This window comes from Nocardia sp. NPDC102475, assembly GCF_055584605.1.
This window is the reverse complement of record NZ_JBVJLS010000022.1, coordinates 98,081-112,107: the sequence shown is the minus strand read 5'-3', so window position 1 is coordinate 112,107 and position 14,027 is coordinate 98,081. Positions and strand designations below refer to the sequence as shown.

General features: G+C 66.0%; 15 protein-coding genes. 5 read left to right on the top strand and 10 right to left on the bottom strand.

Annotated elements, in window-relative coordinates:
- Positions 1-7: 7 nt before the first annotated feature.
- From ACZ60G_RS33035 to ACZ60G_RS33025, 3 genes are all read right to left on the bottom strand, one after another.
- Positions 8-1,519, bottom strand: a complete 1,512-nt coding sequence (locus ACZ60G_RS33035) for a serine hydrolase domain-containing protein (RefSeq protein ID WP_465815181.1) — start codon at positions 1,517-1,519, stop codon at positions 8-10.
- A 49-nt stretch (positions 1,520-1,568) separates the two neighbouring features.
- Positions 1,569-2,684 (bottom strand): alanine dehydrogenase, encoded by a 1,116-nt coding sequence (ald, locus tag ACZ60G_RS33030; RefSeq protein WP_465815180.1) that lies wholly within the window; start codon positions 2,682-2,684, stop codon positions 1,569-1,571.
- Between the two features lie 75 nt (positions 2,685-2,759).
- Entirely contained in the window at positions 2,760-3,527 is a 768-nt protein-coding gene (locus ACZ60G_RS33025) for an MBL fold metallo-hydrolase (protein ID WP_465815179.1), read from the bottom strand.
- 71 nt (positions 3,528-3,598) lie between these two features.
- On the opposite strand from ACZ60G_RS33025, the gene ACZ60G_RS33020 reads away from it, so the two are divergent.
- The 4 genes from ACZ60G_RS33020 to ACZ60G_RS33005 all read left to right on the top strand — a co-directional run bounded on the left by ACZ60G_RS33020 (position 3,599) and on the right by ACZ60G_RS33005 (position 6,259).
- Entirely contained in the window at positions 3,599-4,558 is a 960-nt protein-coding gene (locus tag ACZ60G_RS33020; RefSeq protein WP_465815178.1) for a GlxA family transcriptional regulator, read from the top strand.
- Between the two features lie 64 nt (positions 4,559-4,622).
- Positions 4,623-5,138 (top strand): gamma carbonic anhydrase family protein, encoded by a 516-nt coding sequence (locus ACZ60G_RS33015; protein WP_357480242.1) that lies wholly within the window; start codon positions 4,623-4,625, stop codon positions 5,136-5,138.
- Between the two features lie 176 nt (positions 5,139-5,314).
- The gene (locus ACZ60G_RS33010; RefSeq protein WP_245720894.1) at positions 5,315-5,491 is read left to right on the top strand and encodes a hypothetical protein; all 177 of its coding nucleotides are present in this window, start codon (positions 5,315-5,317) and stop codon (positions 5,489-5,491) included.
- A 147-nt stretch (positions 5,492-5,638) separates the two neighbouring features.
- Positions 5,639-6,259, top strand: a complete 621-nt coding sequence (locus ACZ60G_RS33005; protein WP_465815177.1) for a TetR/AcrR family transcriptional regulator — start codon at positions 5,639-5,641, stop codon at positions 6,257-6,259.
- Between the two features lies 1 nt (position 6,260).
- On the opposite strand, the gene ACZ60G_RS33000 is transcribed toward ACZ60G_RS33005, so the two are convergent.
- Both ACZ60G_RS33000 and ACZ60G_RS32995 read right to left on the bottom strand, forming a co-directional pair.
- On the bottom strand, positions 6,261-8,246 hold the full coding sequence (locus ACZ60G_RS33000) for an Eco57I restriction-modification methylase domain-containing protein (RefSeq protein WP_465815176.1): 1,986 nt from the start codon (positions 8,244-8,246) through the stop codon (positions 6,261-6,263).
- An 18-nt stretch (positions 8,247-8,264) separates the two neighbouring features.
- Positions 8,265-8,486, bottom strand: a complete 222-nt coding sequence (locus ACZ60G_RS32995) for a hypothetical protein (protein ID WP_465815175.1) — start codon at positions 8,484-8,486, stop codon at positions 8,265-8,267.
- Between ACZ60G_RS32995 and ACZ60G_RS32990 the strand changes: the two genes are divergently transcribed.
- Positions 8,473-8,772, top strand: coding sequence for a hypothetical protein (locus ACZ60G_RS32990; RefSeq protein WP_465815174.1), 300 nt, complete (start codon positions 8,473-8,475; stop codon positions 8,770-8,772). The genes ACZ60G_RS32995 and ACZ60G_RS32990 overlap by 14 nt on opposite strands.
- 15 nt (positions 8,773-8,787) lie before the next feature.
- On the opposite strand, the gene ACZ60G_RS32985 is transcribed toward ACZ60G_RS32990, so the two are convergent.
- The 5 genes from ACZ60G_RS32985 to acpM form a co-directional block, all read right to left on the bottom strand.
- Positions 8,788-9,258 carry a winged helix-turn-helix transcriptional regulator gene (locus ACZ60G_RS32985; RefSeq protein WP_465815173.1) on the bottom strand — a complete coding sequence of 157 codons (471 nt, stop codon included), beginning with the start codon at positions 9,256-9,258 and terminating at the stop codon, positions 8,788-8,790.
- Between the two features lie 59 nt (positions 9,259-9,317).
- Complete coding sequence (gene dctA, locus ACZ60G_RS32980; protein ID WP_465815172.1) at positions 9,318-10,685, bottom strand: C4-dicarboxylate transporter DctA; 1,368 nt, start codon at positions 10,683-10,685, stop codon at positions 9,318-9,320.
- A 161-nt stretch (positions 10,686-10,846) separates the two neighbouring features.
- Positions 10,847-12,280: an acyl-CoA carboxylase subunit beta gene (locus ACZ60G_RS32975; RefSeq protein ID WP_465815171.1), complete on the bottom strand. Its 1,434-nt coding sequence runs from the start codon at positions 12,278-12,280 to the stop codon at positions 10,847-10,849.
- Between the two features lie 125 nt (positions 12,281-12,405).
- A complete protein-coding gene (locus ACZ60G_RS32970) occupies positions 12,406-13,656 on the bottom strand; it encodes a KasA/KasB family beta-ketoacyl-ACP synthase (protein ID WP_465815170.1) in 1,251 nt (416 codons plus the stop codon).
- Between the two features lie 10 nt (positions 13,657-13,666).
- Positions 13,667-13,966: a meromycolate extension acyl carrier protein AcpM gene (gene acpM / locus ACZ60G_RS32965; protein ID WP_063040462.1), complete on the bottom strand. Its 300-nt coding sequence runs from the start codon at positions 13,964-13,966 to the stop codon at positions 13,667-13,669.
- Between the last annotated feature and the right edge of the window lie 61 nt (positions 13,967-14,027).

The following is a 14,027-nucleotide window of genomic DNA, read 5'->3' as shown; positions in this document are numbered from 1 at the left end:
CCGCCGGCTAGGCGGGCGCTCGGTCCACGGGCGCTTCTCGTTCGATATCGGTCCCGGATCGATTGCGCCGCAACATGATGAGCCGGATACCGCGAGCAAGAAGAACCCCCGCGCCCGCCAACGCGGCAATGCCGAGAAATATCACGAGACCAGGCCAGACGTAGGTCACCTGGAGAAAAGTCGGGGCCCGGCCGCGGAAGACCAGACCTGCGAGCTGCGGTAGCGCGATGAGGATCGGGATCGCGGCGAGATACGGCAATTGGCGCAGGGCGATCAGCCAGCTGGGCCGGGCGGTCTGCCGATCGGCCCAGCGGCGTGATCGCACCAGGCAGAGCACACCGAGAGCGAGAGTCGCCAGCGTCAGCAGTGCCATGCCCCAGTCGGCGTAGATGCCCCACGGGCGGTGCACATCCGGTGACTCGCCCCGGGTCAGCTCGACCAAGCCCTGCGCGATGATCCTGGGATCGTCCTCGAGCGCCAAGCCGGTATCGGCTATGACAGCGATCCCGTATCCGGTGTCGGGCACCAAGACCTGTGCGGCCGTGTAGGTGAACCAGTCGCCGTAGTGCACGATCTGATCGGATTGTGCACGCTGCCAACCCATTCCGTACTCATCGTCACCGACTCCCGAAGGCGTGTGCATCTCGGTCACCGCCGCCGCGGACACCACCCGCTGCCCGTCCGGTGCGACACCACCATTGTTCTGAGTGATCAGCCACGCGGCCAGATCGGCGGCCGTGGTGATCACACCGTGGCTACCACCGACGAACCAATCGGGCTCGGCAACCGGTATCGCGAAGCCGTATGCCCGAATGTATCCGTGCGTCACATCCTCGGCCTCGCGCGGCGAATTCACCGTCGTGCTGTCGCGCATCCCGATGGGCCCGAATACATTTCGCCGCATATAGTCCGCGAACGGTTCCCCGCTGACCACCTCCACCAGCCGAGCGGCCACCTGATAGTTCGGGTTGTGATAGTGGAATTCCGTCCCAGGATCGGCGGCCAGTTTCGCCACATGTAGTCGCTCGACCGCCCCGGCCAGCGAATCCGCCTGCGGCCGGCGCAGATCGGGAAATGCGGTATCCGACATTCCCGACGTCTGATTCAACAACTCCCGCACGGTGATCCGGTCACCGCGCGAATCGGCCGACCGAAAGTCGGGGAGGTACTCATGCACCGGCGCGTCGAGCCGCACCTTCCCGGCATCGACCAACTGCATCACGGCCAACGCCGTCATGGATTTGCTCACCGAGGCGATCGGCATTCGCGACGTCGCGCTGATCGCCGCACCGCTCGAATCGTGACCGTACCCCGCGACGTACACCACCCGATCCCCATGGGTAATGGCGATCGAAGCCCCCGGCAACCGTGTCCGGGAAAGGTATTCGGACATATACCGATCCACCGCCGCCGGATCGACGCCCTCCGCCGCCGGCGCCGCAACCGCAGTACCGACCGACGGCAACAGCACCAGCAGCAATGCGATCACCACTACCCGCCGCAGGTATCCCGCAGTCACCGCGTTCGCCCTTCTCATCGCGCGTCCGCGGAACCACCATCGCACCACGTCAGCCCGCCAACCCAACCGGCTCGGGCATCGAATATCCGTGCGCCGCCGCAACCTCCGCCGACAACAGCCGCCCTTTATCCGCGGTGACCCCCTGTGCGAGATCGGGATGCACCGTGCACGCCTCCCGCCACCCGTGGTCGGCGATCGCGCGCACATACGGCAGGGTGGCATTGGTGAGCGCCACGGTCGCGGTATGCGGCACCGCACCCGGCATATTCGCCACACAGTAATACAGCGAATCAGCCACCCGGAAAGTGGGATTCGCATGCGTCGTCGGATGTGAACCGGCGAAACACCCGCCCTGGTCGATGGCAATATCCACCAGCACCGACCCGGGCCGCATACCGCGAACCAGTTCCTCCGACACCAGCTTCGGCGCCCGCGCGCCGGGCACCAGCACCGAACCGATGACGAGATCCGCCGCCAGCACAGCCCGTTCGACCTCGACCATATTCGAGGCCACCGTCGAGATACGCCCTTCGAACCGCGCGTCGAGTTCGCGCAGTCGCGTCAAATTCGTATCCAGCACAGTGACTTTCGCGCCCATCCCGGCCGCGACCGTGGCCGCGTTGGTCCCCGCGACACCACCGCCGAGCACCACCACATCGGCCGGAAGCACCCCCGGTACCCCGCCGAGCAACAGCCCGGCGCCGCCGAGCGGTGCCATCAGGTGATACGCACCGACCTGTGGGCCGAGCTTGCCCGCGACCTCGCTCATCGGTGCGAGCAGCGGCAGCGACCCGTCCGCCGCCCGCACCGTCTCATAGGCGATCGCGGTGCTTCCGGACCGCAGAATCGCATCGGTGCACTCGCGTGACGCGGCCAGATGCAGATAGGTGAACAGCACCTGCTCCCGCCGCAGCCGCGGATACTCCAGGGCCATCGGCTCCTTGACCTTCAGAACCAACTCCCCCTCCCACCACACCTGCTCGGCGGCGGCCACCATCCGGGCACCCGCGGCGACATAATCGGCATCCGAAAATCCGGACCCCACCCCCGCACCGGCCTGGACCAGCACCTCGTGCCCGTGCCGCACCAGTTCCCCGGCACCGGCCGGGGTCAGCGCCACTCGAAACTCCTGCTCCTTGACCTCCCGCGGAACTGCGATCCTCATATCGCCATCGTGGACCACCGACGGTCCCGGCGCCATGACCGCCGCGCTGAGCGCACCGCCGGTTTTCCAGGGCGCTCACACAGCGAACGTCTCACCCAGCTTCGGAATGCGCAGCTGCGCGCCCCGCCCGGCGTACCCGAAAATCCGCTCCAGGCGCTCGAGCGTCTCGCTGAAATGCGCCCATCCCTCGGCATGCACCGGCACGATCACCGCATCACCCAACGCCTCGGCGGCCTGCACCGCGGTACGAGCGTTCAGCGTGAGATCGATATCGCCGAACCGGCCGACATTCGCGGCACCGGTGAACAGGATCGCGATATCGATCCGGCCGATCCGCGCCACGATCTGCTCGACGACCTCGACCGAGGCATTGTCACCCGACACGTACACGGTCGGCAGCCCCTCGGCCTGCAATACGAACCCGGTGACCACGCCGGTCTGCGACTCGCACCCCTCGGGCCCGTGCAGTGCGGGCACAGCCGTCACGCGCACGTCACCCAGCGTGACGGTCTCCCAATTCGCCAATCCCCGAACACCTTCGATGCGTTCGGCGGCATCCGGCGTCGACAAGACGGTCGGCACGGTCGAGAGGAATTCACGGCCGGAGTGATCCAAATTGTCATCGTGCTGGTCGTGCGACAGCAGCACGACGTCCACCGGCCCCACCTGGTCCACCGAAACAGCGGGGCCGGTGAGCTTGTGCAGCGTGATCGGGCCGGGGTAGTCACCGGGAGCGTCGAAGGTGGGATCGGTCAGCCAAGTCAGGGTGCCGTACCGGAAGCGCAGGGTGGGCCCGCCGATGTGCAGGGCTTCGATGGTGGTGCGTGCAATCGTCTCGGTCATGGGATCAATACTTGTCGCCCCGATATTCGATCAATAGTGGCCCGTGAGCCGCTTAGCGATAAGATCGGGCCATGCGTTCCGTCGCCGCCCTGGCCTTCGACGGGGTTATCCCCTTCCATCTGTCGGTACCGACGCTGGTCTTCGGCCGGGTCGGCACCGAGGGCACGCCCGACTACCGCGTCGAGGTGTGTGCCGAAAACCCCGGCACCCTGCGGACCCCGGCCGGTTTCGACATCGTCGTGCAGACCGGACTCGACGCCTTCGAGCGCGCCGACATGGTGGTGATCCCGAGCTGGCAGCGCGATATGGGCATCTCGGCGGAACTGCGCGACGCACTGCATCGAGCTCACGCCAGGGGTGCCCGGATCGTCGGCCTGTGCCTGGGTTCCTTCGCGGTGGCGGCGAGCGGTCTGGCGGACGGGAGGGAAATCACCACGCACTGGGCCGCGGCCGCCGATTTGGCCGCGACCTATCCGAAGGTCCGGGTCCGCGCCGACACCCTCTGGACCGACCTCGGCGATGTCGTCACCTCCGCGGGCGTCGCCGCCGCACTCGACTGCTGCCTGCACCTGGTCCGCGACGACCTCGGCAGCCGGGCCGCCACCGAACTGGCCAGGTCGCTCGTGACCGCCCCGCACCGCAGCGGCTCCCAGGCCCAGTACATACCGGTCGCCGTACCCGAAGCCGCCGACGACGATCCGATCGAACGTGCAATGGTCTGGGCGCGAACGAATCTCGGCGAACCGATCGACCTGGACAATTGGGCTCGCATCGCGCTCATGTCGCGACGCACCTTCACCCGCCGCTTCCGCGAACGCACCGGAAACAGCCCGCAGCAATGGTTGCTGCAACAACGCGCCGACCGCGCTCGGCTGCTCCTGGAATCCACCACCGACACCATGGATCGCATTGCCGCCGAGACCGGCTTCGGCACCGCGGTCAGCCTGCGCCACCACTTCCACCGCATCCTCGGCACCAGTCCGGCCGCGCACCGCGCGCTGTTCTCGGGCACACCGGTCCCGGCGCAGTAGCAGTTCCAGCCGCGTTCGCCCACCCCGCCGGCTCCGCCGCTTTCGGTCCCCTTATGTTTTCGGCATGAGGATCGAGGTAAGCGGACATACGCCCGAAATCGACGAGACCGCGTGGATCGCACCGAACGCCACGGTAATCGGACGCGTGCAACTCGCCGCCGAGGTGAGCATCTGGTACAGCGCGGTACTGCGCGGTGACCTCGAGGCGATCAGCGTCGGCGCGCGCACCAATATTCAGGACGGGTGCGTACTGCACGCCGACCCCGGCTTCCCGCTCACCGTCGGCACCGGAGTTTCGGTGGGACACAATGCGATCCTGCACGGTTGCACCGTCGGCGACGATGTGCTCGTCGGCATGGGCGCCACGGTGCTCAATGGCGCGGTCATCGGCGCGGGCAGTCTGATCGCCGCCAACGCCCTGATTCCGGAGGGTGCGCAGATTCCGCCCGGCTCGCTGGTCGCGGGTGTGCCCGGCAAGGTGCGCCGCGAGTTGAGCGAGGCCGAGCAGGACGGCATCCGACTCAATAGCGCTGTGTACCTGCACAACATGGCCAACCACCGAGACGCGAAACAGGTGTGAGACAGAGCACACTGATCAATTGACCAAACTAAATCGCTGATAGCATTCTGCCAGCGTGCCCGGTATCCCCGGGGTCTCCCGCCGACACAGCTGTCGAGTGGCCTGTAGCGCGGAGGGCGAGCCCACCGGGATGGTGGCCGCAGAGCGTGCAGGCAGGAGGTAACACGGTGGCGTACGTGCAGCAGAGTATGCACCGGCCGTCGGGGCGGATCAGCGTGGCCGATATCGCGGCCCAGCCGGGTGGGATCGAGGCGCTACAGCGGCGAGTGCACGAGTTGCGCTCCAGCGGGGTGGATTTCGCCGCCAATGCGATCGAAAAGGAGATGGCGGAACTGGATCTGCCGCGCACATAGTCGCGCGTGCGCCTGTCGCCGGTCGAGCTCTGGTGCCGATCCGCGGTCGAACCGCCGCGAGCCGGTGAAATAATGAACGGCACTCATCCGCACCGTCGCGACGCCCAGACACCATCGGCGTCCCGAGCCGATTCGACTGGAGCTTCGATGCCGACCGTTCCGCCCATCCTCCAGCGCATCCTGGAAAAGCCCGTCAGCGATGGTGAGAAGCTGCTGGAGAGCGCGCTGTCGGCGTTCCTGGACTTCGGCATCAAACGCACCAGCATGGGCGAGATCGCCCGGCGCGCCGGAATCAGCCCGGCCACCCTGTATCGCCGCTTCGAATCGAAGAACGATCTGGTCGAGGCGGTCAGCGTGCGCGAGGCGCAGCGTTTCGTCGCCGAGATCGATAAGCGGGTGCAGAAGGTCGACGGCGTCGAGGAACAGCTGATCGAGATTTTCGTCGCGGTCATCACCGAGATCGCGGGCAACGAACTGTTGCGGCGACTGCTGCGCACCGAACCCGATCTCATCCTGCCCCGAATGACCACCGAGGCCGGACCGATCATCGCGGTCGGGCGCACCTATCTGGCGGAGAAACTGCGCGAACTCCGCAGCGGCGCGGATGACGATTTCGACTTCGAACTCGTCGCCGAGATCATGGCGCGGCTGGCCCTGTCGCTGGCATTGACGCCAGACGGGCTCATTCCGATCGATGATGTGGCGGCGGGTCGGGATTTCGCGCGACGCACGTTGCTGCCGATGGTCGGTGTCCGGGCCACCGCATAACTCAACGCATTTCGAACATCCGGGTGCCGAAGGCCGCCGCCACCCACTCATCGAGCAGGCGGAGCGAGTTCGCGTCGGGCTCCCTGCCGTCGTCGATGAATTCCCGCACCAGTTCGACGACGCCACCCGCCCGCATCGTGGTCGGATCCGGCAGCGGCAGCCGCGACACATACTGGGTGATCCACCGACGCCGACCCGAATACAGCCGATTCCCGCACACCGCATCGTAGAACCGCAGGCCCAGCGCCGAATTCGCGACGCCCATCAGCAAATACGCCAACCGCTCCGCGGCGCCGTCCACGCCGAGATCGGCCAGGGATATCCAATAGCAATCCCCGTTCACCACCGCCCCGGACCGATCCAGGGCGAATCGCGGTCGCTCGCTGATATCGGGAAAGACCACCTTCGGCACCCGCCACAGATGCGGCCGCTGCGGCACCCAGATCTCGAACCACTCCCTGCCGCTGTCGGTCAGATACTTCCGGCCTGCCAACGTCTCCCGATGTGACTCCAAATATGCCGAGGCCCGGGGAAATTCTCGCAGGTCGACCGGCATCCGCGCGGGTTGCGCCGGATCGTACGGATACAGCACCTGTACGTCGCGCTCACGCGAGATCCGCCACGGATCGACATCCTGATGGGTGATCAAATCGAATAGCAACTCCTCCTCCGGCCGCGGCCGCACCTGCGCCCACCGATCGGAAATGAACACCCGATCCGCAGTTGTCTTGATCCCCACCCGAATCCGCCCCACGGCGCCGAAGGTCCGCCAGGTCCCCGCCTCCACCTCGGCCAACCACCTGTCGACCTCCGGCCGGGACATTCGCCACGCGCCGCTGTGCCCGTCCGCGTCAGAAGCAACGGATTCCGGCGCGTCCACACCATGACCGGAAGCAGCGGCCCGCCAGGCAGCTACCGGGCCCGATACGACCGGATCGCTGCGGTTTGCTCGATCACCCGTTATCCGATCGCCGGATGCCCCACGGATCACCGCCTGATCGCCCGTCGCCAACGTACCGACCTCGACCGCGAAAGTGCGCCCGCAGTGCTCGACACAGTGACTGTGTTCGGCCGCCAGCGCCTCGAAAAGATCTGTTCCGCCGACGATTTCGGCGGCATCGACCTCGTAGGCCGAAACATAGCGGCAGACCGCGTGAGCTGCCGTCCGGGTGGCGATGGTGACCGCGGGCAGCACCGCCGCCTCGAACAACTTCGTATCGCCGAGGTCGTACAGCTCGACCGGAGCCAGCTCGGTGCGCAGCAGGCTCCGAATATTCGCACCGGCCTTGGTGGTGAGAAACCGATTGGCACACAGCAACCCGAGCACCCCACCCGACCGCAGCAGCCGCGGCGCGACCGCGACGAACGGGTGGGTGAGATCGATCCGCCCCTGCAACCCGAACTGCTTGCTGAGCAGCTGCGCGGTCGGCCCACCCAACTGCTGAGTCCGCACATACGGCGGATTGGTGATGATCGCATCGAACGACCCCGCCGCGATCCCCGCCGATTCGGTCAGGAAATCCCCGATATGCCACTCGATCGCAACCCCCGCGGCCGCCGCCCGTTCCCGGGCCACCGCCACCCCGGCCGCATCCAGGTCGTACCCCACCAATTCCACCCGCACCCCCGGCACCAACTCCGCCGCAACCTGATCCAGCGCGAGCAATAGCTCACCGTCCCCACATGCCGGATCGAGCACCCGTAGCACCCCTCCGCTCGGCGCACGAACCCCGGCACCGAGGGCTGTCGTGTCCCGCACCCCTCCATCGGACGTCCCGGCCTCGGATAACGCGGCCCGTCGCGGCTGCTGACCAGGTCCCGACACTGCAACCCGCACGTCCGGCGCCACAGCATCAGCGGCTCCCGGCGTCCCGACGTCAGCCGGCAGCGGCGCATATTCGAGCAGCCGCTGCGCGAGAAAGCGCGCCAGGGCGGGTGGCGTGTAGTGCCTACCGTGCCGTTTGCGGTCGCGCGCGGCGGGAGTCATGCCTGGGATTCTGCCTCGTCACGGCGCAACCGAGGCGGTAACGCGATCGACCGGCTCTCGCGTCATCGCGGACGGACGCACGGCGCGGCGGCCGGCGAAGCGACGCATCAGCGGTTCGTCCACCTCGCGGTAGATCGCGGCCGCCGCTATCGCGACGACCAGGCTCAGCCCGGCGAACCCGAGCCAGCCGAGTGGGCCGAACTGTCGTCCGCCGATGAACAGCCGGGTGATCAGCACCATGACCGGCAACTGGGTCGCCGAGCCCACCACGATCCCCTGCGGCGCGGGCCCCTTCGACCTGGCCGTCTCGGCCGTCACCACCAAGGGCGACGCCGCCTGCCCCACCGCCCTCGCGGTCACCAATGCCTATGCCGTGCAATCGGATCTGTGGGACGTCGGCTTCGTCATCCCCATCACGGTCGGCACCACCACCTGGGACTGCCAGGAACACATCGGCACCCCGGCCCCTTACCAAGAGTGCGTCAGCCGCGACGCCCCCTCCGAAAAGGCCCGCCTCGGTTCATAATTGGGCCGCCGCCGGTTAGCCGGCCTGACGTCCGTCTTCGGAGGTGAAGCCGGGACCGGGCTCGGCGGAGATGTCGCGTGCGGTGAGTTCGGTTCCGCACGAGTCACATTCGAGTTTGATGTGCCCCTCGCCGGTGCAGTCCGAATGGCGGTAGTGCACCGGCGGACCGTCCGGCGCCATGTAGGTATCGCCCCAATCCCGGATCGCCATCAGGATCGGGTAGATATCGTGTCCCTTCGGCGTCAGCCGGTACTCCTCGTGCGCGCCGACGGCAGCCTTCTGTTTGACCAGAATCCCGTGTTCGATCAGCCGATCGAGCCGATCCTGCAACCGGCTCCGGGAGATGCCGAGCGCGCTCTGGAATGCGTTGAACCGCCGGACGCCCGCGAACGAATATTTCAGGATCACCAGGGTCCAGCGGTCGCCCAGGATCACCAGCGGCCGTGTGATCGAACACGGCTCATCAGCAAGTTCCTCGTAGCGCACCTGTCGATGCTACCGAGCCCGCGGTGCCCGGCGGCGGCTTTACCCGCCGGGCACCGAGGTCAAGCTTCTTCAGCGGTGTAGGCGACCATCGGATCCTTGTCTTCCAACGGCGGCACCTCTTCCCCGTCCAGCACCTTGCGCATCCGCTCTGAATCCAACTGCCCCTCCCACTTCGCGACCACGAAGGTCGCGACGCAATTCCCGAGCAGATTCACCGTCACCCGCATCGAATCCATCAGCCGATCCGCCCCGAGCAGCAGCGCGACCGCCGCCACCGGAATCGATCCGTGCCCGATCGCGGTGATCGTCGCCGACAGCGCCAGGAATGACGAACCCGGCACGCCCGCCATACCTTTCGAGGTCAACATCAGCACACCGACGGCCGTGATCTGCTCGCCGAGACTCAGATCCACCCCGAGCGCCTGCGCCAAGAACAGCACGCAGATGGACAGATACAGCGTCGCACCGTCGAGATTGAACGAATACCCGGTCGGTATCACCAGCCCGGTGGTGGCTCGTGAGCAACCGGCTTCGGTCAGCTTGATCATGATCCGCGGCAGCACCACCTCCGTCGACGCCGTGCCGAGCGCTAGAAACAGCTCATCCTTGATGTATTTGAGGAGCTTCCACAGGCTCACCCCCGCAAAAACCCGCACGACCACCGCGAGCACCAGCAGGAACAACACCGCCGCCCCATAACAACAGGCGATCAGCTTGCCATAGCTGCTGAGCGCGGAAAGTCCGTACTGCCCAACGATGTAGGCCATCGCGCCGAACGCACCCAGCGGCGCCAATTTCATTATCCAGCCGATGATCGTGAAGAAGATCTTCCCGATGTGATCGACCGCCTCCAGAATGACCGGCGGGCCGTGCTCGCCGAACTTCGCCAACGCCAAGCCGAACAGCACCGCGAAGAACAACACCTGCAGCAGCGCATTCTCCGCGAATGCCGAAATCACCGATGCCGGAATGATATTCAGCAAGAAGTCGACGGTATGCGGCAGCTCGCCGTTCTTGGTGGTCTTGGCGATCTTCTCGGCACCGGTCGCCAGGGTCTGCGCGTCGACATGAAAGCCCGCACCCGGCCTCACCAGGTTGCCGACCAGCAAACCGAAGAGCAGCGCGAAGGTGGTGATCACCTCGAAGTAGATCAGCGCCTTGACACCGATCCGGCCCACCGACTTCATATCGCCGACATGGGCAATGCCCAGCACCACCGTGCAGAAGATGATCGGCGCGATCACCATTTTGATCAGCTTGATGAACCCGTCGGCCAGCGGTTTGAGATCCGCACCGAAGTCGGGCCACAGCTTGCCGACCAGAATTCCGGCCACGATCGCCACCAGCAGTTGCAGGAATAGCGACCGGTACCAGGGTCGTTTGCGCACCGGGTCGGTTGCTGCGATGGATTCGATCGTCACGCTCATGCGCGCAACGTACGAGCTACTCGTATCGCCAAAGTTTCAACTACATTGCCGCGCGGAAACCCGATCGATATATGCCCGTCACCCCAGGTCCGACACCGAGAACAATACGAACGAAAGCGGGCCCCGGGAAATCAATCCCGAAGCCCGCTTCTGCCATGGATTTACAGCGGAATGTTCTTGTGGTGACTCTTGCGCACCGGCGCCGCCGCCAATGCCGCGGCAATGGTGCTGCGGGTCTTGGCCGGGTCGATCACCTCGTCCACGACACCGATCGCGATGGCCCGCTCGACACCGCCGGCGATGCGCTCGTGCTCGACCGTCAGACGCTCGTGCAGCGCCTCACGCTCTTCCTCCGGCGCGGCCGCGAGGGCCTTCTTGTGCAGGATGCCGACCGCGGCCTTGGCGCCCATCACGGCGACCTCGGAACCGGGCCAGGCGTACACCGCGGTCGCACCGAGCGAACGGGCATTCATCGCGATGTAGGCGCCACCGTAGATCTTGCGGGTGACCAGCGTGACCCGGGGCACCCGGGCCTCGGCGAATGCGTGCAGCAGCTTCGCGCCGCGCCGCACCACACCTTCCCACTCCATGCTGACACCGGGCAGGTACCCGGGCACATCGGTGAGCACCACCAGCGGAATGCCGAACGCGTCGCACAACCGCACGAAACGCGCTGCCTTCTCGGCACTTTCGGAGTTCAGGCAGCCCCCGAGGCGGATCGGGTTATTGGCGAGCACACCCACGGTGCGCCCGCCGAGCCGTCCGAGACCGGTGACGATGCTGCGCGCGTAACCGCCCTGCAGCTCCTCGAACGAGGACTCGCCGTCGACGTTGTCGAGCAGTTCGTGGACGATCGGCTTCACGTCATAGGCGCGCTTGGCCGATTCCGGCATCATCGCCTTCAGATCGACATCACCGTGCGCGGCCGCGACCAGATCGAATTCGCCCTGTTCGGCGAACATCGACACCAGGCGCCTCCCCCGGTGCAGCGCGTCGGCCTCGTCATTGGCGACGATGTGCGTGACACCGGACTTCTTGCCGTGCGTCTCCGGACCGCCCAGGGTGGCCATATCGACCTGCTCACCGGTCACACTGCGCACCACATCGGGACCGGTCACGAAGACCCGGCCCTCCGGCGCCATGATCACGATGTCGGTAAGCGCCGGACCGTAGGCGGCGCCACCGGCCGCGAAGCCGAGCACCACCGAAATCTGCGGCACCAGGCCGGACGCGCGAACCATGGCCTCGAAGACCAGCCCGACCGCGTGCAGCGCCTCGACACCCTCGGCCAGGCGAGCGCCGCCGGAATGCCAGATGCCGACCACCGGAATCGCGGAATCGATGGCGGTGTCGATCGCGTCGACGATGTGCTTGCAGCCCTCCACACCCATCGCGCCGCCCATGACGGTGGCATCGGAGCAGTAGGCAACGGTGCGGACACCGTCCACTTCGCCGATCGCGGCGAGCACACCGGACTTGTCGCGCGGGTGCAGCGGTAGCACGGTTCCGGGGTCGAAGAAGCGCTGGAGCCGCCCGAGCGGATCACGCGGATCGGTGGCAGTGTCTGGTCGGAACGCGGGAGCCACAATCGTCATCGCGTCTTCTCCTCACCTCAAGGAAATGCGCCGCTACTGCGGCTGCGTATGTCGAATACCGGTGGGGTCGACCGACTTTGGCGTTGGTCGACCCCACCGGGATCGTTGTGCAGTCGATTAGGCGGCTATGCCCGACCGAAGGCGAGCGCGACGTTGTGCCCACCGAAACCGAACGAGTTGTTGATGGCGTACTCGATCTCCTGGCGGCGCGCCTCGCCGTGCACCACATCCAGATCGATCTCCGGATCCTGGTTCTCCAGGTTCAGCGTCGGCGGGACGAGGCCGTCGCGGATGCTGAGCACGGTCAGCACCGATTCGAGCGCACCGACGGCGCCGATCGAGTGACCGAGGGCCGACTTCGGCGCGTACACCGAAGCGTGGTTGCCCACAGCCTTGTTGATCGCGTTCGCCTCGGCGGTGTCACCGATGGGGGTCGCGGTCGCGTGCGCGTTGATGTGGGTGATGTCCTTGGGCGTCAGACCCGCGGTCTGCATCGCCCTGGTCATCGCCCGGGCGGCACCGTCACCCGTGGGATCGGGTGCGACCAGGTGGAAGCCATCGGAAGTGATACCAGCGCCGAGCAGGCGCGCGTGGATCGTCGCGCCACGAGCCTTGGCGTGCTCCTCGGTCTCGATGACCATCAGCGCTCCGGCCTCGCCGAAGACGAAACCGTCGCGATCCTTGTCGAAGGGACGCGAGGCGCCCTTCGGGTTGTCATTGCGGGTACTCATCGCGCGCATCATGGTGAATGCCGCGATCGGCACCGCGTCGATGAAACCCTCGACGCCACCGGTGACGACCATATCGGCGTCACCCATGACGATCATTCGCCACGCATTGGCGATGGCCTCGGAGCCCGATGAGCATGCCGAGACCGGAGTGACCACTCCTGCCCTGGCCTTCAATTCGAGACCGACGACGGCCGACGGACCATTCGGCATGACCATCTGAACAGCCAGCGGCGAAATCTTGCGATAGCCGCCGTTCTTCAGCTTGTCGACCGAGTCGATGAGCGCGTCACCGCCACCGAGCCCGGTACCGATCGCCACACCCAGACGCTCCGGGTCGACCTCGGGGCTGCCCGCGTTCTGCCACACCTCGCGACCGAGTACGGTCGCGAGCTGCTCGACGTAGGCCATGCGCCGACATTCGACACGGGTCAGCAGGGTCTCTGGCCGGACCTTCAGGTGACCGCCGATGCGGACCGGAAGGTCGTACTCCTCGACGAAGGGGTCCTCGAGAACGTCGATACCGCTCTCGCCGTTGAGGAGTCCCTTCCACGTCGCATCGACATCACCAGCGATCGACGTGGTCGCCGCCATACTCGTGACGACGACATTGGGGAAATTCCCGTTCAAGGTGGAAGGAGTGGTCACAGTGTCGGCCCTACTCGGCGTCGAACTTGGCCTTGAGCTCCGCGGCCGCCTCAGCGTTCTCGGCCTCGAGCTTCTGGATGTAGCCGACAGCGTCACCGACCGTCTTCAGGCTGGCCAGATCCTCGTCCGGGATCTTCACGCCGTACTTGTCCTCGGTCTGCACCGCGATCTCGACCATGGACAGCGAGTCGATGTCCAGGTCATCGACAAAGGACTTCTCGATCGTTACCTCGGAGGGCTCGATACCGGTCACCTCTTCGATGATCTTGCCGAGTTCCTCGACGATTTGTTCCTGGGTCAGAGCGGCCACTTCGTGGCTCCCTTCTTATCTACTTTGTAGGGCTTCACTGTTGTTTTTCGAATCGAGCGAG

What these genes read in the sequence shown, in the direction of transcription:
- ald (WP_465815180.1), bottom strand. Translation starts at nt 2,684, where the DNA reads ATGAGGATCGCAGTTCCGCGGGAGGTCAAGGAGCAGGAGTTTCGAGTG.
- ACZ60G_RS33025 (WP_465815179.1), bottom strand. Translation starts at nt 3,527, where the DNA reads ATGACCGAGACGATTGCACGCACCACCATCGAAGCCCTGCACATCGGC.
- ACZ60G_RS33020 (WP_465815178.1), top strand. Translation starts at nt 3,599, where the DNA reads ATGCGTTCCGTCGCCGCCCTGGCCTTCGACGGGGTTATCCCCTTCCAT.
- ACZ60G_RS33015 (WP_357480242.1), top strand. Translation starts at nt 4,623, where the DNA reads ATGAGGATCGAGGTAAGCGGACATACGCCCGAAATCGACGAGACCGCG.
- ACZ60G_RS33005 (WP_465815177.1), top strand. Translation starts at nt 5,639, where the DNA reads ATGCCGACCGTTCCGCCCATCCTCCAGCGCATCCTGGAAAAGCCCGTC.
- ACZ60G_RS33000 (WP_465815176.1), bottom strand. Translation starts at nt 8,246, where the DNA reads ATGACTCCCGCCGCGCGCGACCGCAAACGGCACGGTAGGCACTACACG.
- ACZ60G_RS32995 (WP_465815175.1), bottom strand. Translation starts at nt 8,486, where the DNA reads ATGGTGCTGATCACCCGGCTGTTCATCGGCGGACGACAGTTCGGCCCA.
- dctA (WP_465815172.1), bottom strand. Translation starts at nt 10,685, where the DNA reads ATGAGCGTGACGATCGAATCCATCGCAGCAACCGACCCGGTGCGCAAA.
- ACZ60G_RS32975 (WP_465815171.1), bottom strand. Translation starts at nt 12,280, where the DNA reads ATGACGATTGTGGCTCCCGCGTTCCGACCAGACACTGCCACCGATCCG.